The 23,716-nt window shown below is 26.2% G+C and carries 26 protein-coding genes; 13 read left to right on the top strand and 13 right to left on the bottom strand.

All coding sequences use genetic code 11. From position 1 onward, the window contains the following. Positions 1-13: 13 nt before the first annotated feature. Entirely contained in the window at positions 14-1,021 is a 1,008-nt protein-coding gene (locus LXN10_RS04065; RefSeq protein ID WP_375724643.1) for a Fe(3+) ABC transporter substrate-binding protein, read from the bottom strand. Between the two features lie 179 nt (positions 1,022-1,200). Between LXN10_RS04065 and LXN10_RS04060 the strand changes: the two genes are divergently transcribed. The 9 genes from LXN10_RS04060 to LXN10_RS04020 all read left to right on the top strand — a co-directional run bounded on the left by LXN10_RS04060 (position 1,201) and on the right by LXN10_RS04020 (position 12,473). After that, positions 1,201-3,516, top strand: a complete 2,316-nt coding sequence (locus LXN10_RS04060) for a methyl-accepting chemotaxis protein (protein WP_375724642.1) — start codon at positions 1,201-1,203, stop codon at positions 3,514-3,516. 84 nt (positions 3,517-3,600) lie between these two features. Then, positions 3,601-4,170, top strand: coding sequence for an anthranilate synthase component II (locus LXN10_RS04055; RefSeq protein WP_375724641.1), 570 nt, complete (start codon positions 3,601-3,603; stop codon positions 4,168-4,170). Further along, positions 4,170-5,369: a glycosyltransferase family 39 protein gene (locus LXN10_RS04050; protein WP_375724640.1), complete on the top strand. Its 1,200-nt coding sequence runs from the start codon at positions 4,170-4,172 to the stop codon at positions 5,367-5,369. The genes LXN10_RS04055 and LXN10_RS04050 overlap by 1 nt, the downstream gene beginning before the upstream one ends. Further along, positions 5,347-5,634, top strand: coding sequence for a hypothetical protein (locus tag LXN10_RS04045; RefSeq protein ID WP_375724639.1), 288 nt, complete (start codon positions 5,347-5,349; stop codon positions 5,632-5,634). The genes LXN10_RS04050 and LXN10_RS04045 overlap by 23 nt, the downstream gene beginning before the upstream one ends. A gap of 161 nt (positions 5,635-5,795) precedes the next feature. Beyond that, positions 5,796-7,982, top strand: coding sequence for a hypothetical protein (locus LXN10_RS04040; protein ID WP_375724638.1), 2,187 nt, complete (start codon positions 5,796-5,798; stop codon positions 7,980-7,982). Beyond that, entirely contained in the window at positions 7,979-9,895 is a 1,917-nt protein-coding gene (locus LXN10_RS04035) for a tyrosine-type recombinase/integrase (protein ID WP_375724637.1), read from the top strand. Before LXN10_RS04040 ends, LXN10_RS04035 begins: the two co-directional genes overlap by 4 nt. After that, positions 9,895-10,362, top strand: coding sequence for a hypothetical protein (locus LXN10_RS04030; RefSeq protein ID WP_375724636.1), 468 nt, complete (start codon positions 9,895-9,897; stop codon positions 10,360-10,362). Before LXN10_RS04035 ends, LXN10_RS04030 begins: the two co-directional genes overlap by 1 nt. After that, on the top strand, positions 10,352-11,755 hold the full coding sequence (locus LXN10_RS04025; protein WP_375724635.1) for a tyrosine-type recombinase/integrase: 1,404 nt from the start codon (positions 10,352-10,354) through the stop codon (positions 11,753-11,755). Before LXN10_RS04030 ends, LXN10_RS04025 begins: the two co-directional genes overlap by 11 nt. A gap of 106 nt (positions 11,756-11,861) precedes the next feature. Then, positions 11,862-12,473: a recombinase family protein gene (locus LXN10_RS04020; RefSeq protein ID WP_375724634.1), complete on the top strand. Its 612-nt coding sequence runs from the start codon at positions 11,862-11,864 to the stop codon at positions 12,471-12,473. A gap of 231 nt (positions 12,474-12,704) precedes the next feature. Here the strand turns inward: LXN10_RS04020 and LXN10_RS04015 are convergent, their stop codons facing one another. The 8 genes from LXN10_RS04015 to LXN10_RS03980 all read right to left on the bottom strand — a co-directional run bounded on the left by LXN10_RS04015 (position 12,705) and on the right by LXN10_RS03980 (position 17,588). Beyond that, the gene (locus LXN10_RS04015; RefSeq protein WP_375724633.1) at positions 12,705-13,364 is read right to left on the bottom strand and encodes a response regulator transcription factor; all 660 of its coding nucleotides are present in this window, start codon (positions 13,362-13,364) and stop codon (positions 12,705-12,707) included. 31 nt (positions 13,365-13,395) lie between these two features. Beyond that, positions 13,396-13,824 (bottom strand): DUF411 domain-containing protein, encoded by a 429-nt coding sequence (locus LXN10_RS04010; protein WP_375724630.1) that lies wholly within the window; start codon positions 13,822-13,824, stop codon positions 13,396-13,398. Positions 13,825-13,826: 2 nt separating this feature from the next. Next, positions 13,827-14,036 carry an SHOCT domain-containing protein gene (locus LXN10_RS04005; protein ID WP_375724629.1) on the bottom strand — a complete coding sequence of 70 codons (210 nt, stop codon included), beginning with the start codon at positions 14,034-14,036 and terminating at the stop codon, positions 13,827-13,829. Between the two features lie 234 nt (positions 14,037-14,270). Further along, positions 14,271-15,428, bottom strand: a complete 1,158-nt coding sequence (locus tag LXN10_RS04000; protein WP_375724632.1) for a sensor histidine kinase — start codon at positions 15,426-15,428, stop codon at positions 14,271-14,273. Next, positions 15,406-16,062 carry a response regulator transcription factor gene (locus LXN10_RS03995; protein ID WP_375724631.1) on the bottom strand — a complete coding sequence of 219 codons (657 nt, stop codon included), beginning with the start codon at positions 16,060-16,062 and terminating at the stop codon, positions 15,406-15,408. The genes LXN10_RS04000 and LXN10_RS03995 overlap by 23 nt, the downstream gene beginning before the upstream one ends. Positions 16,063-16,093: 31 nt before the next feature. Next, positions 16,094-16,522: a DUF411 domain-containing protein gene (locus LXN10_RS03990; RefSeq protein WP_375724630.1), complete on the bottom strand. Its 429-nt coding sequence runs from the start codon at positions 16,520-16,522 to the stop codon at positions 16,094-16,096. A 2-nt stretch (positions 16,523-16,524) separates the two neighbouring features. Then, positions 16,525-16,734: an SHOCT domain-containing protein gene (locus LXN10_RS03985; protein WP_375724629.1), complete on the bottom strand. Its 210-nt coding sequence runs from the start codon at positions 16,732-16,734 to the stop codon at positions 16,525-16,527. Between the two features lie 194 nt (positions 16,735-16,928). Continuing rightward, a complete protein-coding gene (locus LXN10_RS03980) occupies positions 16,929-17,588 on the bottom strand; it encodes a response regulator transcription factor (RefSeq protein ID WP_375724628.1) in 660 nt (219 codons plus the stop codon). A gap of 138 nt (positions 17,589-17,726) precedes the next feature. On the opposite strand from LXN10_RS03980, the gene LXN10_RS03975 reads away from it, so the two are divergent. The 4 genes from LXN10_RS03975 to LXN10_RS03960 all read left to right on the top strand — a co-directional run bounded on the left by LXN10_RS03975 (position 17,727) and on the right by LXN10_RS03960 (position 20,750). Then, positions 17,727-18,944 (top strand): OprD family outer membrane porin, encoded by a 1,218-nt coding sequence (locus LXN10_RS03975; RefSeq protein ID WP_375724627.1) that lies wholly within the window; start codon positions 17,727-17,729, stop codon positions 18,942-18,944. Positions 18,945-19,021: 77 nt separating this feature from the next. After that, positions 19,022-19,693 (top strand): response regulator transcription factor, encoded by a 672-nt coding sequence (locus LXN10_RS03970; RefSeq protein ID WP_375724626.1) that lies wholly within the window; start codon positions 19,022-19,024, stop codon positions 19,691-19,693. Positions 19,694-19,779: 86 nt separating this feature from the next. Further along, positions 19,780-20,079, top strand: a complete 300-nt coding sequence (locus tag LXN10_RS03965; protein ID WP_375724625.1) for a transposase — start codon at positions 19,780-19,782, stop codon at positions 20,077-20,079. Beyond that, on the top strand, positions 20,076-20,750 hold the full coding sequence (locus tag LXN10_RS03960) for an IS3 family transposase (RefSeq protein ID WP_375725322.1): 675 nt from the start codon (positions 20,076-20,078) through the stop codon (positions 20,748-20,750). Before LXN10_RS03965 ends, LXN10_RS03960 begins: the two co-directional genes overlap by 4 nt. On the opposite strand, the gene LXN10_RS03955 is transcribed toward LXN10_RS03960, so the two are convergent. The 4 genes from LXN10_RS03955 to LXN10_RS03940 all read right to left on the bottom strand — a co-directional run bounded on the left by LXN10_RS03955 (position 20,697) and on the right by LXN10_RS03940 (position 23,712). Next, on the bottom strand, positions 20,697-20,915 hold the full coding sequence (locus LXN10_RS03955) for a hypothetical protein (protein ID WP_375724624.1): 219 nt from the start codon (positions 20,913-20,915) through the stop codon (positions 20,697-20,699). The two genes, LXN10_RS03960 and LXN10_RS03955, sit on opposite strands and share 54 nt — an antisense overlap. A gap of 63 nt (positions 20,916-20,978) precedes the next feature. Next, positions 20,979-21,203, bottom strand: coding sequence for a hypothetical protein (locus LXN10_RS03950; protein ID WP_375724623.1), 225 nt, complete (start codon positions 21,201-21,203; stop codon positions 20,979-20,981). A 12-nt stretch (positions 21,204-21,215) separates the two neighbouring features. Continuing rightward, positions 21,216-23,546, bottom strand: a complete 2,331-nt coding sequence (locus tag LXN10_RS03945) for a heavy metal translocating P-type ATPase (protein ID WP_375724622.1) — start codon at positions 23,544-23,546, stop codon at positions 21,216-21,218. A gap of 10 nt (positions 23,547-23,556) precedes the next feature. Further along, positions 23,557-23,712 carry a DUF2933 domain-containing protein gene (locus LXN10_RS03940; RefSeq protein WP_375724621.1) on the bottom strand — a complete coding sequence of 52 codons (156 nt, stop codon included), beginning with the start codon at positions 23,710-23,712 and terminating at the stop codon, positions 23,557-23,559. Between the last annotated feature and the right edge of the window lie 4 nt (positions 23,713-23,716).

Raw genomic sequence — 23,716 nt, 5'->3', positions numbered from 1 at the left:
TTTAAAACCTTTCTTATTTCCAACCAGCTGAGTCGAATATTCTTACAGCTTCAGCATTGTGTTTACCTAACTCATCAAGTGAGATATTATCAGGTGTAAATGTTCCCCACGATTGAGCAACTTTTGATTCCTTTACACTTTTTAATATTGGATATTCATAATTATCTTCAGCAAAAAGTTTTTGTGCTTGGGGACTTGCTAAAAATTCTATAAATTTTATAGCATTTGCTTTATTTGGAGAATATCTTGCAACTCCTGCTCCACTTATATTTATATGTGTTCCACCATTTTCAAATTTAGGAAAAAATATTTTAACTTTATTTACAGCATCCACATCTGATAAGTTTTTACTTCCATACATCTTACCAACATAGTATGTATTTACAATTCCAATTTTACCAATACCATAAGCTATCGCTTTTACTTGATACATATCATCACCCTTTGGACTTCTTGCCATATTTGCAACAATCCCTTTTGCCCATTTTAAAGCATAATCTTTTCCATGGTGAGCTACAACTGCTGCTAATAAAGATTGGTTATAGGCATTATTTGAAGATCTAATCATAATTTGCCCCTTATATTTTGGATCAGCTAAATCTTCATATGTTGATAACTCTTTTCCTATCCCTTCACCTTTTTTATAAACTGTAACTCTTGATCTTATTGTTACTCCAAACCATTGATTATCTTTGTCTCTTAAATTTTCTGGAATATTCTTTTCTAGATAATCTGATTTGATAGGTTGTAATAAACCTTTTGTTTTGGCTTTATATAAACCAGCAGCATCAACAGTGATAAGAACATCTGCAGGAGATTTATCTCCTTCTGTTTCCATTCTTTTTATTAATTCATCTGCCATTGCTTTTACGACATTTACTTTGATACCTGTTTCTTGTTCAAATAATTTAAATATTTTTTTATCTGTATCATAGTGCCTATGTGAATAGACATTAACTTCTCCACTTGCATAAAGTGAGCTTGATAATAATAATATAATTGGTATTAAAATTTTTAACATATGAGATTCCTTTTAGAATATAAGTATAATTTAAAAAAATGATTATAAGTTAAAGTAACTTTGCTTATCCTTAATAATAAGAATGATTATCAGTAATTGTAGCGATAAAAAAGTGACTTTGGTTCTTTTTTCTTTGCTTTTTTATGTTAATATTTGGTTAATAAATGAAAAGGATAAAGATGAAGAATTTATCAATAAAAAGTAAATTACTTTTTATAATAATATTTACTATAATAATAGTAGCAGGTCTAATAGCAGTTAAATCTATTTATTCATTAAATGAATTAACAAAAGATAATATAGCAACTTATAAAAAGAATGCATATGAAGAACAAGAAAAAGAGTTAAAATCATATGTTGATTTTGCTAGAAATGTAGCAGTAGATTATTATAAAAAATCAGATATTAATATTATTAAAGAAAATATTAAAAAAGATTTAGAAGGACAAATGAATTTTTTATTTTTTATGCTTGAAGATTTGTATAAAAAATTTAATGGAAAAGTTTCAGATGAAGAGCTTAAAAGAATTTTACTAGATGCAATAGGTTCTGCAAGATATGGTACAAATAATGGCTATTTTTTTGTTTATAATGAAGATGCTATTGTATTAAAACATCCAATAAATCCAACAAAAGAAGGAAAACGATATCCCAAACCTCATATTTTGAACTTCATTGATTTAGCAATTAAAAATGGACAAGGCTTAGTTTCATATGAGCAAACTGTACCTAATAAACCTCCAAGGGAAAAAGTCGCATTTGTAAAATTATTTAAACCTTATAAATGGGTAATTGGAACAGGTTCATATTTAGATAATATTACAGAAAAATTGCAAGCAGAAGCTTTATCAACTATAAAAGCAATGAGATATGGAAAAAATAATAATGGTTATTTCTTTATATATGATTATGATGGAAATAATGTAATGCATCCTATCAAACCACAAAATGTTGGTAAAAATTTTATGAAATCAGCACATATAAGAGATTTAATTTCTTTAGCAAAAAAAGATGGGGGATTAGTAAAGTATAATTTTGTCAAACCAAATGATAAAAAATTGTATGAAAAACTAGGATATGGTATAGGATTTGATGAATGGAAATGGATGATAGGAACAGGTGCATATACAGATGAAATAGAAGCAAATATTAATAAAATGCAAAAAGAGTCAGATGAAAAAATACAATCAATTGTATTTGGAATCTTACTTATAGCTCTTATTGTTTCAGTTATTGTAGGTTTATTTGTACTGTATTTTATAAATAAACAAATAACTAATCCACTAAGTACATTTCAAAATGGATTACTTAACTTTTTTAGTTATTTGAATAAAGAGACTTCTAATGTAGAAAAAATTGTTATTAGCAATAAAGATGAAATAGGGACAATGGCTAATATTGTAAATGCTAATATTGAAAAAACACAACAACTAATTGAAGAAGATGAAAAAGTTATCAATAATGTTAAAGCTATTGTAAATGATGTAAATTCTGGTAATTTAAATACAAGAGTTACTCAAAAAACTGAGAATCAAGGTTTAGAAGAACTGAAAAATATTTTTAATGAGATGCTAGATTCTATTTCTAGTAAAATAAATAACAATTTAAATGATATTGATTCTGCATTAAATGAGTTGAAAAATATGAACTTTACACATAGAATAAAGAATCCAAATGGAAAAGTTGCAATTGCATTAAACTCTTTAGCTGATACTATTAATGAAATGTTAGTTAATAATATGAATAATGGTTTAAATTTACAAAGTTCTGCAAAAGAACTTTTAAAAAATGTAGCAATACTAAATACTGCTTCAAATGAATCAGCAGCTTCTTTAGAAGAGACAGCAGCTGCAATTGAAGAGATTACTTCTAATATTGCAAGTAGTTCAGAAAATATCTTACAAATGGTTTCTTTTGCTAATAAAGTATCTAAATCTGCTAAAGACGGTGAAGACTTAGCCAATAAAACAACAGTCTCAATGGATAGCATAAATAATGAAGTTATGGCAATTAGTGAAGCAATTACAGTTGTAGATCAAATTGCATTTCAAACAAATATCTTAAGTCTAAATGCAGCAGTAGAAGCAGCAACTGCTGGGGAAGCTGGAAAAGGGTTCGCTGTTGTTGCAGCTGAAGTTAGAAATCTAGCTTCAAGAAGTGCAGATGCGGCAAAAGAAATTAAAGAGCTTGTAGAAAAAGCAACAGTAAAAGCAAACGAAGGTAAAAATATCTCTAATCAAATGATTAAAGGATATACAGAATTAAAAGAAAATATTACACAAACTTTAGGCTTAATATCAAATGTAGAAACTTCAAGTAAAGAACAAAGAATGGGAATTGAACAAATAAATGATGCAGTAGCAACTTTAGACCAACAAACGCAAAAAAATGCAAGTGTGGCTAATTTAAGTAATGAGATAGCAGAAGAGACTCAAAAAATCGCAGGAAAAATTTTATTAGAAGTTGAGGAAAAAGATTTTATTGGTAAAAAATAAATTAATTTAAAAACAATTTAATAGTGGTTATAATATTTGTCTATAAAATAATCTATTAAAAAAATAGTCAAGGACAAATTTTAAATGATACTAATGATTGATAATTATGATTCTTTTACATACAATATTGTGCAATATTGCTTAGAGTTAGGTGCTGATTTAAAAGTAATAAGAAATGATGAACTAAGCATAGAAGAAATAGTAAAACTTAATCCTGAAAAGATAATAATCTCTCCAGGACCTGCAACTCCAGATGATGCAGGAATATGCTTAGAAGTTATTGAATATTTTGCTGACAAAAAACCAATATTTGGTATTTGTTTAGGGCACCAAAGTATTGCACAAGTATTTGGTGGAAAAGTTGTAAGAGCAGATAATATGATGCATGGAAAAATCTCAAAAGTAAAAGTCTTAAGTGATACAATTTTATTTAATGGATTGCCAAATGAATTTACCCAGACTAGATATCATTCATTAACTGTTAAACAAGATAATTTACCATCTTGCATTAAAGTTACCTCTAAAAGTTTAGATGATGATGAAATTATGTCTTTAGAAATTGAGGGTAAAAAAATATATGGAGTTCAGTTTCATCCAGAATCAATCATGAGTGAATATGGATATGAAATAATTGGTAATTTCTTGAAAATATAATGATTAAACAAAAATTTTACAACTATATCTTTGGAATAACCTTAGCCACCTTTTTTGTTGTACTGATTTTTGTTGCCAATAGTTTAAGCATCTCATATAATGAAGCACTAAATGTTTTAGTAAATAAATCTGTTTTATCTTATATAACGAAATCTAGTACATATTTTTTTGGTAATAATGATATAGCTATTAGACTTCCTTTTATTGTTCTTTATGTTTTTAGTGTTATTTTAATGTATTTACTTACTAAGGATTATTTTAAAAAAGAGATAGATAGATTAGTTAATATACTTATATTTATGTTTCTTCCTGGAGTTGTTAGTGCATCTTTATTGATAAATAGTTCTATTGTTGTTATTTTTTGTACCTTAGTATATTTGTACTATTATAAACTTTATTCAAAGCATAACTACTATTTGTTAATTTTCTTCTTATTTGTTGATAACTCTTTTGCAGTTTTATTTTTGGCTTTATTTTTTTATTCACTAAGTAAAAATGAAAATAAATTATTAATAATATCTTTAATTTTATTTGGGCTTTCAATGTATATCTATGGGTTTGAAGCTTCTGGAAAACCAAGAAGTTATCTATTAGATACATTTGGAATATATGCCTCAATATTTTCGCCTTTGCTATTTTTGTACTTCTTTTATTCATTATATAGGGTTGGAATCAAAGGAACGCGTTCAATATATTGGTATATCTCAATTACAGCGATGATATTTTCACTTCTATTTTCTTTTAGACAAAAAATATATATAGAAGACTTTGCCCCATATGTTGTAATATCATTGCCAATTATGCTAAAACTATTTATGCATTCATTAAGAGTCAGATTGCCTGAATTTAGAAGATTACATTATAATATTGCAAAATTATCTCTTTTTTTACTTTTTATTAATACTTTTTTACTTTTATATAATAAACCACTTTATCTGATTTTAGATAATCCAGAAAAACATTTTGCGTATAATTATTATTTTGCAAAAGATATTGCAAAAATTTTAAAAGAGAATAAGATTAACAATATAAAAACTTTTGATAGAAAACTTCAAAAAAGATTGGAGTTTTATGGCATCGTAAAAGGTAATGATTACTTTGTATCTTTGTATAATCCAATAAAATATGATAACAAATTTACAATAAAGTATTTGAATAAAGATTTATTAGATATCTATGTGCGAAAAATTAAACAGTAAAAAATCATATTTTTTATTTGAACTTATATTTGTAATCCTCTTAATATCATACTTTTCATATTCTCTTCTTCCTAAAAATACTCAACCTGAGTTTAAAGTAGCAATAGATAGATTGGTACTTTATTTAAATCAAACAAGACTACAAGCTTTTATTGATGATAAATATGATTTATCAAATCCAAAATGGTTTAGAAAAAGATGGACATTGAAATTTTTAAATTGTAGTGAAAATATTGGTGGTATTTATTATTTGTTGCAAAAATGAAAAAGAGTAATAAAACGATTTTTGTTTGCAAATTTAAAAAAGGTAATTAAGACAAATTAATTTTACATAAAATACTTCTCTTAAAATAAATATTGCATACTGTAATATTTTTAATAAATAAGAAAAACTCTTGCTAAAATCATTTTTGATAAGGAAGTATAATGGCAAGAAAACCTAAAAAGCTTAATATCTCAAAATCTGAACCATCAGAAGAAAGTGTTATTGATAGAATACACTTTGATAGAGTAGATAATACATTAGCAAAAGAGCATTATGGTTATTATCTCATCTGCATAGCTACAAAATCAAGTTTAATAAAAAACTCAAGAGTTTATTTATCTTATAAACATAAAAAACAATATTATAAATCTAAAGGAGCTCAAAATTTATTAGGTGAAAATATATATAAGAGAAAACCTATTAAAAGTAAAACGATTATTTTTGATGACAATAAAGATTATGAATCCCTTATAATTGATACAATTAACAGAGTATTTATTGATATTAAAAAATCAAGATTAACAGAGAGTATTATTGATGGGTTAAAGTATTGCATAGATGTTTTTAGAAAGAATGCAATAAATGTTGAATCAATAGAAGAAATAAATATAAAGCAATTTAGGTTAGTTGAAAAAAGTTTGTTAGAGAATAATGAAAGAAAAGAAAAAAGAATTTCAGTAAGTAAATTTATTAGTGAAGTTGCAAAAATTAATAATTCATTAGGAAAACAATTTATTAATTTAAAAACCACTCCAAAATCATATAAATCAAATACTTTTGATATGGCGATTCCTTCAACAGTTTTATTTCAACTTTATAAGTACGCAGTAGAAGAATTCGAAATAAATAAGAATAAGGTTAATAGTTATAATACATGGTCTAATCAATTTAATAATTATTCTTTTTTTAGTCTTGAAAATATATTAAAAACATTATTGTCTGAAGATAAAAAATATAAAATGCCTTTTTTAAATATTTTGTTGTTCAGGCTAAAAAAAGATTTTAATATTGATGGTTCAGTTTTATTATATAGTAAAACAAAAATGAATAGACTTACTACTAAAGAAATACAGAACATAAATAGACAAATAGAAAGTTTAAAAAATAAATCTATAGGAGGTATTGATCTTCTAACAAAAGAGTCACATTTTGCTTTATATTGGTTTTTACTATTTGTTCCTGAATATCCATATAGAAAAGATACTTCATTAGAGTATAAAAATTTACTGCCAAAAAAAATTAGGGATCTAAAAAGAATTATTGTTGTCTATTTCGATATAAAAATAAAAGATCTTGAAACAATTATGTTCCCTACAAGTAAAGAGCTATATCCTTTATTTTTGCTTCTTTTGATAGAACTAGGAATTAATCAAGAAAATTTAAATTGTTTTCAAGTTGAAAAAAATCTTGATGGAAATTATAGGTTAAAAGGAGATGATATTGGTTTAATGACAGTAGTTGAAACTACTAAAAATAGGTCAAATGAAAATATAATTATTCCTATCAAAAACAATTCTAAAATTAAAGAGTATATAGACTTTTATATCAAATGGTGTACTCCCTTATATGAAAATTCGAAAAGTAAGTTGTTATTACAATATTTAGGACTTTGCAATAGTTTCAAATATGAACCTATTTCTATTGAGGGAGCTTTTTTAGTTAGTTACAGATTAACAAAAAATATTTTTTACGATAAATATGAAATAATAGACGTTAATAACAAGAGACTTAATTTTATAGAACACAAAGCATTAAGAAAAAGCCATTTGCTTCAAGACCATTTTAAAGGTAAATCTGAGTTTGAAAGGCAGTTACGAAAAAATCATAAATCGAATGAAACTACGAAAATTTACTATGAAGGTCAGAATTTAGAATGGAATGGAATAAAAAAACATAAAATTGCACTTGCACAGAATCTCATAGTTGGCATTTTTAAAGGAGAAGTAGGGGAAGATGAGCATAAGACTGCAAAACTTTTAAACGGTCCTTTAGCAGATTGTAAGAATAACAGGAGTCCTTCTTTCAAAAATGCTCCTATGTTAAAAGACAATGAGCATTGTACGGATTGGTACAAATGCTTAACAGAATGTGATAAATCATATGTTATTCCAAAAATTCATGGCCCAGTAATTTATGCTTGGATTAATTTTATGGAAAATCAAAAAGAAATTTTTTTTAGAATTGAAGATTGGGAAAAAGAATATAAACTTGATAATGAATGTGCAAAAGATACTATAAGTAAATTCAATGATGAAATGAAAAACTATTGTGAAAAAGAATTTTACAAACATAATGATTTTATAAAAATGAAGTTTCAAAGAACAGTAAAAATTAAGGAAATTAGATGATTGATAATTATTATGAAGTTGAAAATCTGTCTGAGTGTCTTACTGAAAAAGATATAAAAAAAGTATTTGAGAATGTTAGATTTCCAAATAGAGGACATTCATTTTTTTTTGATAATAGAATTCTTTTAAAAAATAGCCCTAAAACTTTATCAAAATGCAAAGTTCAATTAACTGGTATTTTGAATATATATTTACGTGTAATATTATATTTTAAGTTAGATAAAAAAATGGGTGATTGTCCTTCTAATGCTGGTGAATCAACTTATTTTAGTTTGATACATATATTTTTAAGAGAAATATCTGAATTAAGAGAAATTAGCTTTTTAGATCAAATAGATAGTAATTTACTAGATGAATATATTAGTTATAAGCTTGATGAAAAAAAGATAAAGAGTCTAACTATAAAAAATAGAATAGATAAAATATTCGATGTCTTAAAATATGAAGAAGAATTAAAGTTTCCTCCTATATTAAAACTTGATGAATTTGCACTACAAAACTCAAAAGAATATAAAAGACTTAAAAAGATTGTTTCTTCAGATATTTCAGATGATGGATTAATCCCTAAGAAAAAGGAATCATACTCACTGTATGATTTAAAAATCATTATTTCTTCATCAATAAAATATATGGAGTTATTTAAGAATGAAATTTTAGAACTTGCATGGCATTTTAAGAAGTCATCTTCTAAGGTTAAAATAATAGAAAGATATTTATATCTATATAATTTTTTTGTAACTACACCAATATTTTTTACAGAACAAAATATAAGAGAAATCCAAAATAACTGTTTAATTCTTCATAAAGAAATAAATGGTTCACCCACAAATGACCAACTAATAGGAATAATTTCTAGGGGACAAATTAATGATGTTATTGAAAGATTAGAGGTTTCTTGTATTTCAATTTCATTAATGATGACGGGAATGAGAGTTGGTGAACTAGTATGGTTAGACAGAGACTTAAAAATAACACATGATGAACATGAACATTTAGAAAGAATAGTTTATAAAACAGCTTCAAACTCAACTGGTGAACCTTTGAAAATGCCTATACCTATAGTTTGTAAGGATGCATTAATAGTCCTTTCAAAATTTGCAAAAATTAAAGATGGGCAACAATATGGAAGTTTAATTTTATCAACAATGAAAAAAGATGAAACATCAGAAGTAAAAGTTGATAGAGCAACTAGATTATTAAAAATATATTGCAAGGATTTAGGAATAAAAAAAGCAATTACTGCACATAAGTTTAGACATGCAATGGCTTTTTTAATAACACATATTTATGATAATGAAGGCTTAGAACTTGCAAGAATGTTTTTGGGACATACAAGCATTACAATGACATTGAAATATATGGGATACTATAATATTGAACTTAAAGATGCTGTTAGAGAACTTATTCGAGAAGAATCTGAATTTTTTGTGAATGAAATTACCGAACAAATAAAAAAAGACAAAAATCTATTTGGAGTAAATGGAAAGTGGTTAATGCAAGCTAAAACTAGATTTTCTGGTCGATATGCAGATCACTTCATTAACTTAGTAAGGAAAGGCTTCCTGGAATTAATTGAAAATCAAAAGCTTGCAATAATCCAAACACCAGTAAGTCTTTGTATTCATGATTTATCAAAGCCAGAAGAACTAATATGCCAACAAGGGTTTGATTTAGAGGAAATAGCTATAAATGGCCCTGCTTCTGAAAGATGTAAGGGTGCAAATTGTAGTAATGCATTATTTTTTGAAAAACATATTGAAGAATTAAAAAAGAAAATGTATTTTAACATAGAGCCAGGTCTTAAAAAGAGGTTAGAAAAAAATACATTTTTTATAGAAGCAGGTGGTTTTGAACAGGATCCTTATCGAAAGGTAATTAAAGAATATGATGATTATAAAAAGGAAGTTATGTAATGGGACAAATATCAAAAGAACAAAAAGAATTGAAAATAAAAGCACTTCATGAAGCTATTGATGTCTTAATAGAGGAATCTACTCCTTCCTCAAATAAAGTGACTTACCAAAATGTTCTTGATTATGCAAATGAGCAATATGTTTTATTTCTTGAAAGTAAAATTGGAGATAAGAGTATAAAAAGTCCTAAAACTCAAGATTTTAAAGACATAAAAAAGAGAATTACTGATTTTAAAGATGAACATAAGAAAATGAAAACTTTAGTTTCAAAAAAAACAATTTCAGAAACAGCAAAACTTAAAAATGATATTGAAAGTTTAGTATTACAAATTGCTGATTTTTATGATCAAAAACTTTCATTAAATGAAGAGTTAGAGATGAAAGATAAAACTATTCAAAAATTGAAATTAGAAAGAACTAAATTATATGAAGAAGTTGATAGGTTGAAGGCTAAGTATGAACATTAAAAATATTACAGTAACACATCCTAGTTTGAAAAATAGAGATATAACGTTACTTTTAATTGATGGTAAGATTGATATTCCTTCAGCAGAGTTTTTAATTTATGAATCAAGATATGGTGGAAGATATGGAGGTATTGCAGGAAAAAGTTCTTATAAGGGTAAGGCATTTACAATTGCTGAATTATATAGGAATTTATATGATATGGATTTAAATTGGCGAACTGCTACTGAATTTGATATTAAAAAAATACGTAATGCAATGCTATGTTGGGATGAAAATGATAATATAGATTTAGACAATTATAGTTATGAACCAATATCAAATGATGTAATGAACCATAAGTTAAATACTTGGTTTAAATTTTATAGATATATGGATAAGTTAGATGAACCTAACGATATGGTTTTAACAATAAAAAAGACAAATAAATATAGACATAAAGGATTATTAGATCATCTTCATAAGAGATATAGTTCAGAAAAGAATGAAAAGATAGATTCATGGGCTTTAAGAGTAAAAGCAAGTCCAAAGCAGCATACTTATCATGCTTTGAGTAGAAAAGAATTCTCAATATTAAAAAAACATTTAAGAAATATAGATATTGTATATCAAGTTTTGGCTATTTTCATGGTTGAAACAGGATTACGTATAACTGCTGCATTAGATGCTAAAGAAAGTGATTTTAAAGGCTTACTAAAATTATATGCAAATGGGAAAACTCTTAATGATACAGTATATAGAAATTATATCCCTAAAGGACATGATGAATATAAACAATATGAATTGCCACTTAGAACGATGCAAGAGGTTAATGATAATTATATTAGAAGTGAATATGTTGATAGATCATATAAGTATGAGCAAAAAATGAAAATAACAGGAAAAAAGATTAAAGAAAATATTTTTTGGATAACTGAAAAAGGGAAAGAAGTAAATAAATATGATGTATGGAGAGCTTTTTCTAAAGCTTCTAAAATTATGGGAAGAACAGTGAATAATATTACACCTCATTGGTTACGTCATACATTTGCAACTTGGACTATTATGGATGTAGCGAATACAAAGGGGATCCCTTTAGAAAACACTGGACTCGTACCACATCCTTTATTATTAAATGCATTACAAGTAAAATTAGGACATGCAGATCCTTTAACTACATTAAGGTATATATCAACTGCTTTAAAACTTATGGGGCTTGATTTAAATGATGGACATATTAAAATGTCACTAAATAGATTTAAAAATTGTATAAAATCTCAAGAACTTGTAAAAAGAGAAGCTAAGGCAGAATTTGGTGAAGATTTTGATGATAAATATTTTGATGTTATACGATATGCAATATCAAGGGAAATTGTAATTGATGATAATTTAATTAAAGATAAAAAATATGTTTAAACGACCATTTATAGTTATTATATTGATAAGTTTAGAGGCTTGGCTCAATTTATTAATTATATAAGTTTAAATATATAATTGTAGTATAAACTTATAAAGGCAAAGAATGAGTAAAAATGTAGCTTATATTAGAGTTTCCACTGAACAACAGTCTCTTCAAAATCAAAAACACAAAATTCTTGAATATGCATATAATTATGACCTTAAAATTGATAAATTTTTTGAGATAGAAGTAAGCAGTAGAAAAGAGCAAAAAGAGAGATTAATAGATAGATTATTTGAGGAACTTAATATAGGAGATACCTTACTTGTGACGGAACTTTCAAGACTAGGTAGAAATATGCTAGAGATATTGAATATAATTGAGAAGTTTAATACTATGAAAGTAAATCTTATATTTATTGAACAACCAGAATTATCTACTGCAAATAGTACATTAGCAAAACTACTTTATTCCATATATGGATATTTTGCAGAAACAGAAAGAGAAATTATTTCTGAAAGAACAAAACGAGGTTTAGCTGTCGCAAAATCAAAAGGTAAATTACTAGGAAGACAAAAGGGACAACTTGTAAAAAGTAAATATGATCCTTATAGGGATAAAATTGAGGAACTTTATAAATTAGGACTTAGTGTTCAAAAAATTGTAGATTATATAAATATTGGAACTCAACCATCATTGTCTCAATATATTAAAAGTAGAAAAATATTACGATAAATATTTTAGGCTTTAACAATTATTTAAAGTTCTTTTGAATACTTATACTCTTTAAAGATACTATTATATGGACAGGTCTAAAAAGATTTTTATAAGTAATTGAATCACTGAATATGCTCAAAAGGTACAGGTTAGTGAACTTATTTTTTGAAATGAAGATTATTATTATCTGCAATTTTCTCTAAATTGTTATATTAATTAACTGAATTAATTTTTGTCTATATTTTAGGCTCATTCCACTAATTTGTACCCAATTCCTTTAATATTTATAATCATTGTATTCCCTAAAATTTTTCTAAGATTTTTTATATATGTTCGTACTGTGGTTGGCTCTGGCATTTCATCATATGCCCAATTATTAATTGAAATTTCCTCTATTGAAAGCGTTCTATTTTTATTTCTTAGAAAATATTCAAATACTTTAGATTCAATTTTTGATAATTGAAAAGAACTATTATTCCCAGAAATAATTTTTGTACTAAAATTATAGATCATTTTATCTGTAATATTAACCTTTATCTCACAATCAATTTGTTTTAACTTTTTTATATTATTTATTCTTATAGATAACTCAGCAAGTTCAAAAGGTTTTTTAATATAATCATCACAACCTACTTTAAATCCAGTTTGTAGATCTTCAATAGTATTTAAAGATGTAATAAATATTGTAGGTATATTAATGTTGTTGTTTCTTAATTTCTCTAATAAGGCAAATCCATTTAATGAAGGTACATTTACATCAAAGATTAATAAATCATATAACTCTTCATAAATTAATTCTTCAGCGATTTCTCCATCATGAGTGCTTACTACTTCATAATTTAACGTTAATAAAAACTCTTCAATAATTTCATTTAGAATTACATCATCTTCGAGTAAAAGTATTTTCATAGTACCAGTTCCTTTTATTGGATAGACTTATTTAGTGAGATTCATATACACCAGTTGAACCATCTTTATTCACATATAAAATGTCATATTTGTCTTTTTTATTTCCTTGTTCCATTCCAGGGCTTCCTATTGGCATACCTGGTGCTGTTATACCAATAATGTTAGGTTTTTCTGTTAGCATTTTTTTAATTGCAGAGTAATCAACATGACCTTCGACAACATATCCATCAACAAATGCTGTATGACATGATGTTTGCCCAGCTTGTAATCCAGCTTTTTGTTTTATAATATTAACTTCATTAGTCATTATTGTTTTTACTTCAAACCCTTTACTTTTCATAATGTCTACCCATTTAGCACAACATTCACAATAAGGTGATTTATAGACAGTCATTGTTTTGCCTTCCATTGCAAAAATTGAACTAACAAGTATTCCTAAAAATAAAATTGTTTTTTTCATAATTATATCTCCGTTTTTAATGTAGTTTTTAATGATTCAAACTCTTCTTTTGATATCTCACCTTTTGCTAATCGATTTTTAATAATATCTATAGCAGAAGTTTTTTCTTTACTATTTAATCCAGAGAAAATCAAATAAACTAAAATAGCCCAAAATACAAACATCGAAAAACCATGAAATAATGTAAAATTCATATTCATAAAATCAAACATAATAACTCCTTTTTTTTGTATCATATCAAACTAGTGTGGAGGTAATGAGGAGAAAAATGTCGAAGAATGAAAAATTTAACAAGTGTTCGCGCATATGAAAAAATTCGTAGTGTTTTATTGGGTTTCTTCGACATGTTTTAGGTACTAAATAACCCTTATGAATTCTACTTCTTTTTTATGTAGTTAACATGTAATTATTTACCTATTATAAAATATTTAAATTCTATATTGAATTTATTTAAAATATAAAGTAAAACTTGTACCATTTTTTATTTTAGAATCAACAGTAATGTTTATATTATATTTTCTACAAATTCTATTTACTATATTTAAACCTATCCCAAAACCACCTTGTTCAGATGTTGCTCTGTAATATCTTTCAAATATATTATTTATTTTTTCGTTACTAATTCCTATTCCTGTGTCACTGACTACTAAATTTTTTTCTTTGAGAATTATATGTATTTCTCCTCCCACTTTATTATATTTAATTGCATTTGAAATCAAATTATTAAAAACTCTTATAAAGTCATCTTTATTTATAGTAAACTTGAAGCTTTCTATATCACATTTAATTAAAATCTTTTTCTTTAATGCTAATGGTTCAAAATATTCCAATTGTTCATTTATTTCGTTTTTAAGGTCTAATTCTTCTATTATTGTATTATTTATATTATTTTCAAGAAAAGTATATGTTAAGTCTTTATAAATTTCAGAAATTCTTTTTGCACTTAATCTAATTCTTTCTATTTGTTTAATTGTTAATACTTCAGATTCTGAGGACATTAAAATTGCACTTATTGGGGTATTTAATTCATGTGTTGTATCTTTTATAAAAGTATTTAATCTTTCTCTTTCATCCTTAATTGGTTTTAAAAATAGTTTTGAAAGATAAAAACTAATTAAAGCAATTATAGAGTAAATTAAAATAAAGAAAAATAATATGTCAATTTTTAAATTATCAATTTTTTTAAAATATAAATTCTCTTCAATAGCAATATAATAAATATTAAGATGTCCTGAAACAGATTTATCAATTAGAACAAAATGTCCTTGATGTTTAATGTAATCTTTTGACAAATCTAATTCATAATTTATATCTCCATAGATTTTTTTCTTTTCTTTATTATAAAATGAGATCTTATATTTTTTACTATCCAATAACATATTAAAGTCAAAAGACGTTTTATTCATATGAGATAGTATAATTTTTGATGAAATTTTTGATGATAAATTCTGCATATCTGCTTTAATTAAATCAAAATATACAGTTCTTTCATTTTGGTAATATAATAGTGAAATTAATAATATTAAAATAAATGACGAACCCAAGTATAAAGATAAAAATCTTTTAAATGTGTTTTTTTCACTAGTTGTTAAATTTATAGCCATATCCTCTTTTATTAAGAATATATTCTTTTCCAAGAATTTTTCTTAAATTCTTTATATATGTTCTAATTGTAGAATCACCTGGATACTTTTCATTTTTCCAGATATTAGAATGTAAATCTTTAATGTTAACTATATCTTTCTTTTTGATTAAATATAATAATATTTCATACTCTTTTTTGGGTAAAGGGAACACTTTTTTATCTTTTTTAATGAGCATATTTTTCTTATCTAAATATATAGTATTAGATAACTTAATAATATTATTTGACAAAGTGATTGATGATTTCATCATATTTTCAATTACAAAATTTAACTCAGCAAGTTCAAAAGGTTTTTTAATATAATCATCACAACCTACTTTAAATCCAGTTTGTAGATCTTCAATAGTATTTAAAGATGTAATAAATATTGTAGGTATATTAATGTTGTTGTTTCTTAATTTCTCTAATAAGGCAAATCCATTTAATGAAGGTACATTTACATCAAAGATTAATAAATCATATAACTCTTCATAAATTAATTCTTCAGCGATTTCTCCATCATGAGTGCTTACTACTTCATAATTTAACGTTAATAAAAACTCTTCAATAATTTCATTTAGAATTACATCATCTTCGAGTAAAAGTATTTTCATAGTACCAGTTCCTTTTATTGGATAGACTTATTTAGTGAGATTCATATACACCAGTTGAACCATCTTTATTCACATATAAAATGTCATATTTGTCTTTTTTATTTCCTTGTTCCATTCCAGGGCTTCCTATTGGCATACCTGGTGCTGTTATACCAATAATGTTAGGTTTTTCTGTTAGCATTTTTTTAATTGCAGAGTAATCAACATGACCTTCGACAACATATCCATCAACAAATGCTGTATGACATGATGTTTGCCCAGCTTGTAATCCAGCTTTTTGTTTTATAATATTAACTTCATTAGTCATTATTGTTTTTACTTCAAACCCTTTACTTTTCATAATGTCTACCCATTTAGCACAACATTCACAATAAGGTGATTTATAGACAGTCATTGTTTTGCCTTCCATTGCAAAAATTGAACTAACAAGTATTCCTAAAAATAAAATTGTTTTTTTCATAATTATATCTCCGTTTTTAATGTAGTTTTTAATGATTCAAACTCTTCTTTTGATATCTCACCTTTTGCTAATCGATTTTTAATAATATCTATAGCAGAAGTTTTTTCTTTACTATTTAATCCAGAGAAAATCAAATAAACTAAAATAGCCCAAAATACAAACATCGAAAAACCATGAAATAATGTAAAATTCATATTCATAAAATCAAACATAATAACTCCTTTTTTTTGTATCATATCAAACTAGTGTGGAGGTAATGAGGAGAAAAATGTCGAAGAATGAAAAATTTAACAAGTGTTCGCGCATATGAAAAAATTCGTAGTGTTTTATTGGGTTTCTTCGACATGTTTTAGGTACTAAATAACCCTTATGAATTCTACTTCTTTTTTATGTAGTTAACATGTAATTATTTTTTTAGTATGTAGCCTAATCCTTTTATTGTCTCAAAGGAATCTTTTTCAAGATATTTTCGTATATTTTTTATATATGTTCTTATAGTTGCAATTGATGGCTCACTATCATAACCCCATACATTTATTATTAATTCATTTATTGAAATAATTCTATTTTTATTTAATAAAAAATATTTTAAAATTTTTCCTTCTTTTTTTGGTAAATAAATAATTTCATTTTCTTTTTGTATAGATATACTCAATAAATTAAATGTTATATTGTTTGAAATTTTAATAATTTCTGTCGAGTCTATAAAAAAACTTCTTTGTATATACTTTATACGAATAAGTATTTCTTCTAGAATAAATGGTTTCTTTATAAAGTCATTAGCTCCATATTGATATGCTTTTTTTAAATTTTCAATACCTGATGCTGATGATAAAAAGATAATTGGTATATTAAACCCGGAACTTTTAATTTTATTTGCTAAAGTTAATCCATCAATTGAAGGTACGTTAATATCAAATAATAATAAGTTAAATGTATCTGTATAAATTAATTCCTCTGCTTCTTCCCCATCATAAACGGTAGTAACGATAAATTGATTTTCAATTAAATATTCACTTATCATATCAGCAAAAACAATGTCATCTTCTAGCAATAATATATTCATTATAAATCCATTTTTTTCTTTATTATAAATGATTAATATGCACTTTTTGAGGAGCTAAACTACATGTTAACTACATTTTGGATAGATAGAATTCTTTATTATTTTTATAAATAAAATCTAACCCTTCTAGGAGAAAAAATGAAAAAAATCGCAAAATTAAGTTTAATAGCTGCAATAGCTATTACAGGATTTACAACAACTGCTTTTGCTGCAGATTCTTTATCTGAAGCATTTACAAATGGGAAATTAAAAGGTGAAGTAAAATCATATTATTTCGCACAAACTTTTGATTCACCTACAACTAAAGATAGTTCTATTTGGGCAAATGGTGGAATGCTAAATTATGTAACAGATTCGTATAATGGTCTTATTTTAGGTGCAACATTTCAGACTTCACAAATTGCAAGTATTGATGATGAAAGTGCAAAAACAGCTGGGAGTATGGATGCACAAGGTTCAGTTTTATCAGAATCTTATTTACAATACACATATGACAAAACTACTTTTAAAGGTGGTAGACAATTTATTAGTACACCATTATTAGCAGGTTCAAGTTCTAGATTAATTAAAGAATCTTTTGAAGGATATCTTCTTGTAAATAGTGATATCCCTGATACAACATTAGTTGCTGGTGTTGTTACTAAGTATCAAACAAGAACTGATAAATCAACATATTCTGATAATGTAGCGGCTGTCGATTTCCAAACAAATGGAACAGGAGAACCAGGTAATTTTAATACAATTAAAAATGGTGGAGTAAAAACACTGTATGTTAAGAATACTTCAATACCTAATTTAACAGTTCAAGGACAATATGCAAAAGTAAATGATGTATTATCTGCAATTTATGCTGATGCAAAATATACTGTTAATATTGATATAAAACCTTATGTTGCACTACAGTATTTTGATACAAATTACGATATTGCTGGATTAAAAAACAATTCATTATATGGAGTTAAAGCAGGATTTAATATTTCAGGGTTAGATTTATTTGCAGGATATACATCAGCAGATAATTCTTCAAGTGATGCTGCAGTTTTTAGAGGTATAGGACAAGGAGCATATGCAAATTATACGACTACAACAAAAACAGCAGGAGTTGATGCCTTTAGTGCGGGGACTGATGCTTGGCAAATTGGTGCAGGATATAAAATTGGTGATTTAAAATCAAAATTAAGATTTACACAATTTGATAAACTAGCAGCAAACTCAGATTTAGACGAGACTACTTTGAATTTGGAATATAAATTTTCAAAAGAATTAAAAGCACAAATTGATTATTCTATTTTAGATTATGAGAATAATACAAAAGATGCTACAGATTTAAGAACTAGACTTATTTATTCTTTCTAACAAAACTATGCAGGGATTTTCATCCTTGCATTATACTTCTCTTATAACTTTATGATAAAATTTCATAAAGGAGTTCCATGAAAATACTTTTACTTGAAGATGATATATTATTAAATGAGATTATTGAAGAATACTTACAAAATAAAGGTTATGCTATAACTTCCACCTTTACAGGAAGTGAAGCTGAAGTTTTAATTTATTCTGAAACATATGATTTATTTATTTTTGATGTGAATGTTCCTGGAATTAAAGGGTTTGAACTATTAAAAAGTGTAAGACAAAATAATATAAAAACACCAACAATTTTTTTAACATCATTAAATATGGTTGAAGATATCGAAAAAGGCTTTGAATCTGGTTGTGATGATTATATTAAAAAACCTATTGAACTTAAAGAATTAGATGTAAGAATAAACAATTTAAAAAGACTATTTAATATTTTACCCAATAATATTATTGAGCTTTCTTCAAATATATATTTTGATAGACTAAATTCAATTATTAATGTAAATAATAAGGAAATACGCCTTACAAAAAAAGAGTGTGAAATATTGTTATACCTAATAAGAAATCAAAATGTAGTAAGTGTTGAAGAATTGAGTACGAATATTTGGGCTTATGAAGATTCACCAAGTGAGACGACAATCAGAACATATATAAAAAATTTAAGAAAAATTCTCGACGATGACAACTTAATTATAAATATTAGAGGAATTGGGTATAAATTCAATAATAAAAATCTATTATAGTCATAAATAAGATTTTGGAGAGGTAACATGAATTCATACTCAGAATTTAACAATTCTGAGATAAAATAAAATGAATGAGGGTTAGCATGAGAAAAAGTAAATATAGTAAAGAGTTCAAAGATTCGACAGTTCAATTAATTTTAAATGATGGAGAAAGTGTTGTTAAAGTTGCAGAAGATTTAGGTCTTAATTCAAAGACATTATATCATTGGGTTACAAGTTATAAGAAAGCACATAATATACCAACAAGAGAGATAAATACATCTTCATCAAAAGAAAGTGAACAGGAAGAACTAAAACGCCTTAGACGTGAAAATAAGATACTAAAACAAGAAAGAGATATTCTAAAAAAGGCAACAGCGTACTTCGCAAAAGAAATCCTATAAAGTACGCATGGATAAGGAACAACAAGAATATTTTCAATACGCATATTATGTGTAAAGTATTAAAAGTTAATAGATCTTCATATTATCATTGGGTTAAAGCTGGTTGTATCATTAAAAAAGTAGATAAGAAACTTAATGAATTAATAGAGATTATCTTTGTTCAGGGTAGGAATAACTATGGAACTCGTAGAATTAGAGATAAACTAAAAGAAATATATGGATTAATCACTTCAAGAAGACGTATTTCAAATATCATGAAAGACTTAAACTTAAAAGTTAAAATGAAAAGAAGGTATAAAAATACAACTGATTCAAATCATAATCTGCCAATTGCACCTAATATCTTAAATAGAGATTTTTATGCATCAAATCCAGATGAAAAATATGTTGGAGATATTACTTATATTCCAACGGGGGAAGGTTGGCTTTACTTAGCAACTGTAATTGATTTATACTCAAGAAAGATTGTTGGTTGGAGTATGGATGACACAATGAAAGTGTCATTGGTAAATAATGCTTTAGAAATGGCAATACTTCATAGAAAGCCTTCAAATGGTTTACTTTGGCACACAGATAGAGGAAGCCAATATGCTTCATATTCACATAAAGATTTATTATTAAAAAACAATATTACTCAAAGTATGAGTAGACGTGGTAACTGCAGCAGCTAAAAAAGCCAGAGGAAATAGTGAACCTGCAAGCTCTGCTATTTGTCCTGTTAAGGCAAGAATTCCTGCTCCTATCATAACACCAGTACCCATAGATACTGCCCCTACAAGTGACATGCTATTTTTTTGATAATTTGTTATTCTATCATTATGTATATGTTCTTTCATGGCAACTCCTTTTATTTTTAACTCTAATTATATAAACCAATAAGTTAAGAAAGCATAGAAGAATTAATTATTTATAGACAAGAAATTAATCCCATTAGCCAAATATTGATTTAAAATAGTTTCATTATCATCTACTATAGTTTCATTGAAACTTATTGGATTTTTTTCTGATTTTTCTAACATTGAACTAAATTCACTATTCCCGTTTTCTTGTATATTTAAACTATTAGTATTACTTGAACTACAACTTGATTCATTAACATTTATAGCAATATTTAAAATATTCATTTTATACTCCTTCTATCTTAATTTAAGATTTTTTAATCTTAATGCATTCAATATAACAGAGACTGAACTGAAGCTCATAGCACTTGCAGCAATAATTGGAGATAATAAAACGCCAAAATAAGGGTATAAAATCCCAGCTGCAATTGGTACACCTAGTGTATTATAAATAAAGGCAAAAAATAGATTTTGTCGTATGTTTCTCATCGTACCTTTACTTAACTTATATGCTTTTAAGATACCATTTAAATCACCTTTTATTAAAGTAATTTCTGCACTTTCAATTGCGATATCAGTACCAGTTCCCATTGCAATTCCTACATTTGAAGCAACAAGGGCAGGAGCATCATTTACTCCATCTCCTGCCATTGCAACTATTTTACCTTGTGCTTGTAAATCTTTTATTACTGCTAGCTTATCTTCGGGTAAAACATCTGAGTAAACTTGATTTATAGCTAGTTCGTTTGCAATTGCATATGCTGTCGTTTTATTGTCACCAGTTAACATCACTACATTTATACCAAGGCCATGCAAGCCATCAATAGCATTTTTAGTTGATGGTTTTATTGGATCAGCAATAGATATTAAACCTGCCAAAATATTATCAATAGCTATAAAAATTACTGTTTGTCCATTTTCTCTTAAGTCATCAGCTTTTTTTTCTGCATCTTCTAAGTTTATATTTAGACTATCCATTAATTTAAAATTACCTAATGCAATAGTTCTAAAATCAACTTCTCCTACAACACCTTTTCCTGTTATATAATTAAATTCTTTAACTTCTAATATTTCTATCTTTTTTTCTTTTACTTTTTTGATAATAGCCTCAGACAAGGGGTGCTCACTATTTTGTTCTATTGCAGCAGCAAATTTTAAAATGTCATTTTCTATAAAATTATTTAAAGGAATTATTGAACTTATTTCTGGTTTTCCAACAGTTAAAGTACCTGTTTTATCAACAACAACTGTGTCAACTTTTTCCATAATCTCTAATGCTTCAGCATTTTTTATAAGTACTCCTTCTATTGCACCCCGACCAGTTCCTACCATAACTGAGATTGGAGTGGCTAATCCTAATGCACAAGGACATGCAATAATTAAAACTGCAACTGCATTTACTATTGCAAATGCAATACTAGGTTCCGGACCAAAAAGATACCAAATGATATAAGTAATAATAGAAATAATAACAACTACAGGTACAAAATAACCAGATATTGTATCAGCTAATTTCTGTATAGGAGCACGACTCCTTTGTGCCTGTGCAACCATTTCTATAATTTGTGATATTAATGTATCTTTTCCTATTTTAGTAGTTTGCATTAAAAATACACCTGTTCCATTAACAGTCGCACCAATAACTTTATCATCTACATTTTTTTCTACAGGAATTGATTCTCCTGTAATCATTGATTCATCAATATTACTTTTTCCTTTAGTTATAAACCCATCTACTGGTATTTTTTCTCCTGGTTTTATTTTAATAATATCATTTAATTGAATATCTTCTGCATCTATTAACTCTTCTTTATCATTTTCATTAATTCTTAAAGCTTTTGATGGCACTAAATCTAGCAACATTTTGATAGCAACATTTGTTCTTGAACGTGCTTTTAGTTCTAATACTTGGCCTAATAAAACTAATGTAATAATTACTCCTGCTGCTTCAAAATAGACAGGTACTCTTCCTGATTCTGTTTGTAAATCAATAGGGAAAATCATAGGAAAAAATAATGCTATGACACTAAAAATCCATGCAACACTAACACCTAATCCAATAAGTGTAAACATATTTAAATTTCTTGTAGTAATAGAGTAATATGCTTTAACATAAAAATTCCATCCTCCCCAAAGAACAATTGGTGTTGCAAGAATAAATTCAATATATTGTATAACTGTCATAGTTAAATTAACCGGCAGGATATTTTCTGTTAAATCTGATAACATTGCTAAAACAAATAAAGGCACAGCTAAAATCGCACTTACCCAAAACCTTTTTGTCATATATGATAGTTCTTTATTATCTTCTTCTTTACTTGTACTATCCATAGGTTCAAGTGCCATTCCACATTTAGGACAATCCCCTGGTTTATCACGAATAATTTCAGGATGCATAGGACAAGTATATTTTGTATCTTTATTTGAGTAATGATGTTTATGTACTGAACCATCATGCTTCTCAATATTTTTGTCTTCATTTTCTAAATAGGATGAAGGTTCTTTTTCAAATTTATTTAAACAATTTTTACTACAAAAGTAATATTTTTTGTCTTTAAAAAATTTATTAAACTTTGAAGTTTTGTTAACATCCATTCCACATACGGGATCTTTTACTATAGTATTCATGATAACTCCATTAATTATGATTATGTTCATTGTGCATAAAAAGATGAATTATGGGACATAAAAGCAATAATAATGGCCATAAATCAAATAACACTTTAGGTGGTTGAAGAAAAAAATAAACAACAACACTAACAATTAAAATAATTAGAATTTTATTTTTTTTCAAAATA

The organism is Arcobacter iocasae (assembly GCF_042214795.1).
GTDB classification, from domain to species: Bacteria; Campylobacterota; Campylobacteria; order Campylobacterales; family Arcobacteraceae; genus Arcobacter; species Arcobacter iocasae.
Note: the sequence above shows the minus strand (reverse complement) of the source record. Positions and strands in the feature narration are given on the sequence as shown.

Excerpts from the sequence above, each read along its gene's own strand:
- LXN10_RS04065 (WP_375724643.1), bottom strand. The coding sequence starts at position 1,021 with ATGTTAAAAATTTTAATACCAATTATATTATTATTATCAAGCTCACTT.
- LXN10_RS04060 (WP_375724642.1), top strand. The coding sequence starts at position 1,201 with ATGAAGAATTTATCAATAAAAAGTAAATTACTTTTTATAATAATATTT.
- LXN10_RS04055 (WP_375724641.1), top strand. The coding sequence starts at position 3,601 with ATGATACTAATGATTGATAATTATGATTCTTTTACATACAATATTGTG.
- LXN10_RS04050 (WP_375724640.1), top strand. The coding sequence starts at position 4,170 with ATGATTAAACAAAAATTTTACAACTATATCTTTGGAATAACCTTAGCC.
- LXN10_RS04045 (WP_375724639.1), top strand. The coding sequence starts at position 5,347 with ATGTGCGAAAAATTAAACAGTAAAAAATCATATTTTTTATTTGAACTT.
- LXN10_RS04040 (WP_375724638.1), top strand. The coding sequence starts at position 5,796 with ATGGCAAGAAAACCTAAAAAGCTTAATATCTCAAAATCTGAACCATCA.
- LXN10_RS04035 (WP_375724637.1), top strand. The coding sequence starts at position 7,979 with ATGATTGATAATTATTATGAAGTTGAAAATCTGTCTGAGTGTCTTACT.
- LXN10_RS04030 (WP_375724636.1), top strand. The coding sequence starts at position 9,895 with ATGGGACAAATATCAAAAGAACAAAAAGAATTGAAAATAAAAGCACTT.
- LXN10_RS04025 (WP_375724635.1), top strand. The coding sequence starts at position 10,352 with ATGAACATTAAAAATATTACAGTAACACATCCTAGTTTGAAAAATAGA.
- LXN10_RS04020 (WP_375724634.1), top strand. The coding sequence starts at position 11,862 with ATGAGTAAAAATGTAGCTTATATTAGAGTTTCCACTGAACAACAGTCT.
- LXN10_RS04015 (WP_375724633.1), bottom strand. The coding sequence starts at position 13,364 with ATGAAAATACTTTTACTCGAAGATGATGTAATTCTAAATGAAATTATT.
- LXN10_RS04010 (WP_375724630.1), bottom strand. The coding sequence starts at position 13,824 with ATGAAAAAAACAATTTTATTTTTAGGAATACTTGTTAGTTCAATTTTT.
- LXN10_RS04005 (WP_375724629.1), bottom strand. The coding sequence starts at position 14,036 with ATGTTTGATTTTATGAATATGAATTTTACATTATTTCATGGTTTTTCG.
- LXN10_RS04000 (WP_375724632.1), bottom strand. The coding sequence starts at position 15,428 with ATGGCTATAAATTTAACAACTAGTGAAAAAAACACATTTAAAAGATTT.
- LXN10_RS03995 (WP_375724631.1), bottom strand. The coding sequence starts at position 16,062 with ATGAAAATACTTTTACTCGAAGATGATGTAATTCTAAATGAAATTATT.
- LXN10_RS03990 (WP_375724630.1), bottom strand. The coding sequence starts at position 16,522 with ATGAAAAAAACAATTTTATTTTTAGGAATACTTGTTAGTTCAATTTTT.
- LXN10_RS03985 (WP_375724629.1), bottom strand. The coding sequence starts at position 16,734 with ATGTTTGATTTTATGAATATGAATTTTACATTATTTCATGGTTTTTCG.
- LXN10_RS03980 (WP_375724628.1), bottom strand. The coding sequence starts at position 17,588 with ATGAATATATTATTGCTAGAAGATGACATTGTTTTTGCTGATATGATA.
- LXN10_RS03975 (WP_375724627.1), top strand. The coding sequence starts at position 17,727 with ATGAAAAAAATCGCAAAATTAAGTTTAATAGCTGCAATAGCTATTACA.
- LXN10_RS03970 (WP_375724626.1), top strand. The coding sequence starts at position 19,022 with ATGAAAATACTTTTACTTGAAGATGATATATTATTAAATGAGATTATT.
- LXN10_RS03965 (WP_375724625.1), top strand. The coding sequence starts at position 19,780 with ATGAGAAAAAGTAAATATAGTAAAGAGTTCAAAGATTCGACAGTTCAA.
- LXN10_RS03955 (WP_375724624.1), bottom strand. The coding sequence starts at position 20,915 with ATGAAAGAACATATACATAATGATAGAATAACAAATTATCAAAAAAAT.
- LXN10_RS03950 (WP_375724623.1), bottom strand. The coding sequence starts at position 21,203 with ATGAATATTTTAAATATTGCTATAAATGTTAATGAATCAAGTTGTAGT.
- LXN10_RS03945 (WP_375724622.1), bottom strand. The coding sequence starts at position 23,546 with ATGAATACTATAGTAAAAGATCCCGTATGTGGAATGGATGTTAACAAA.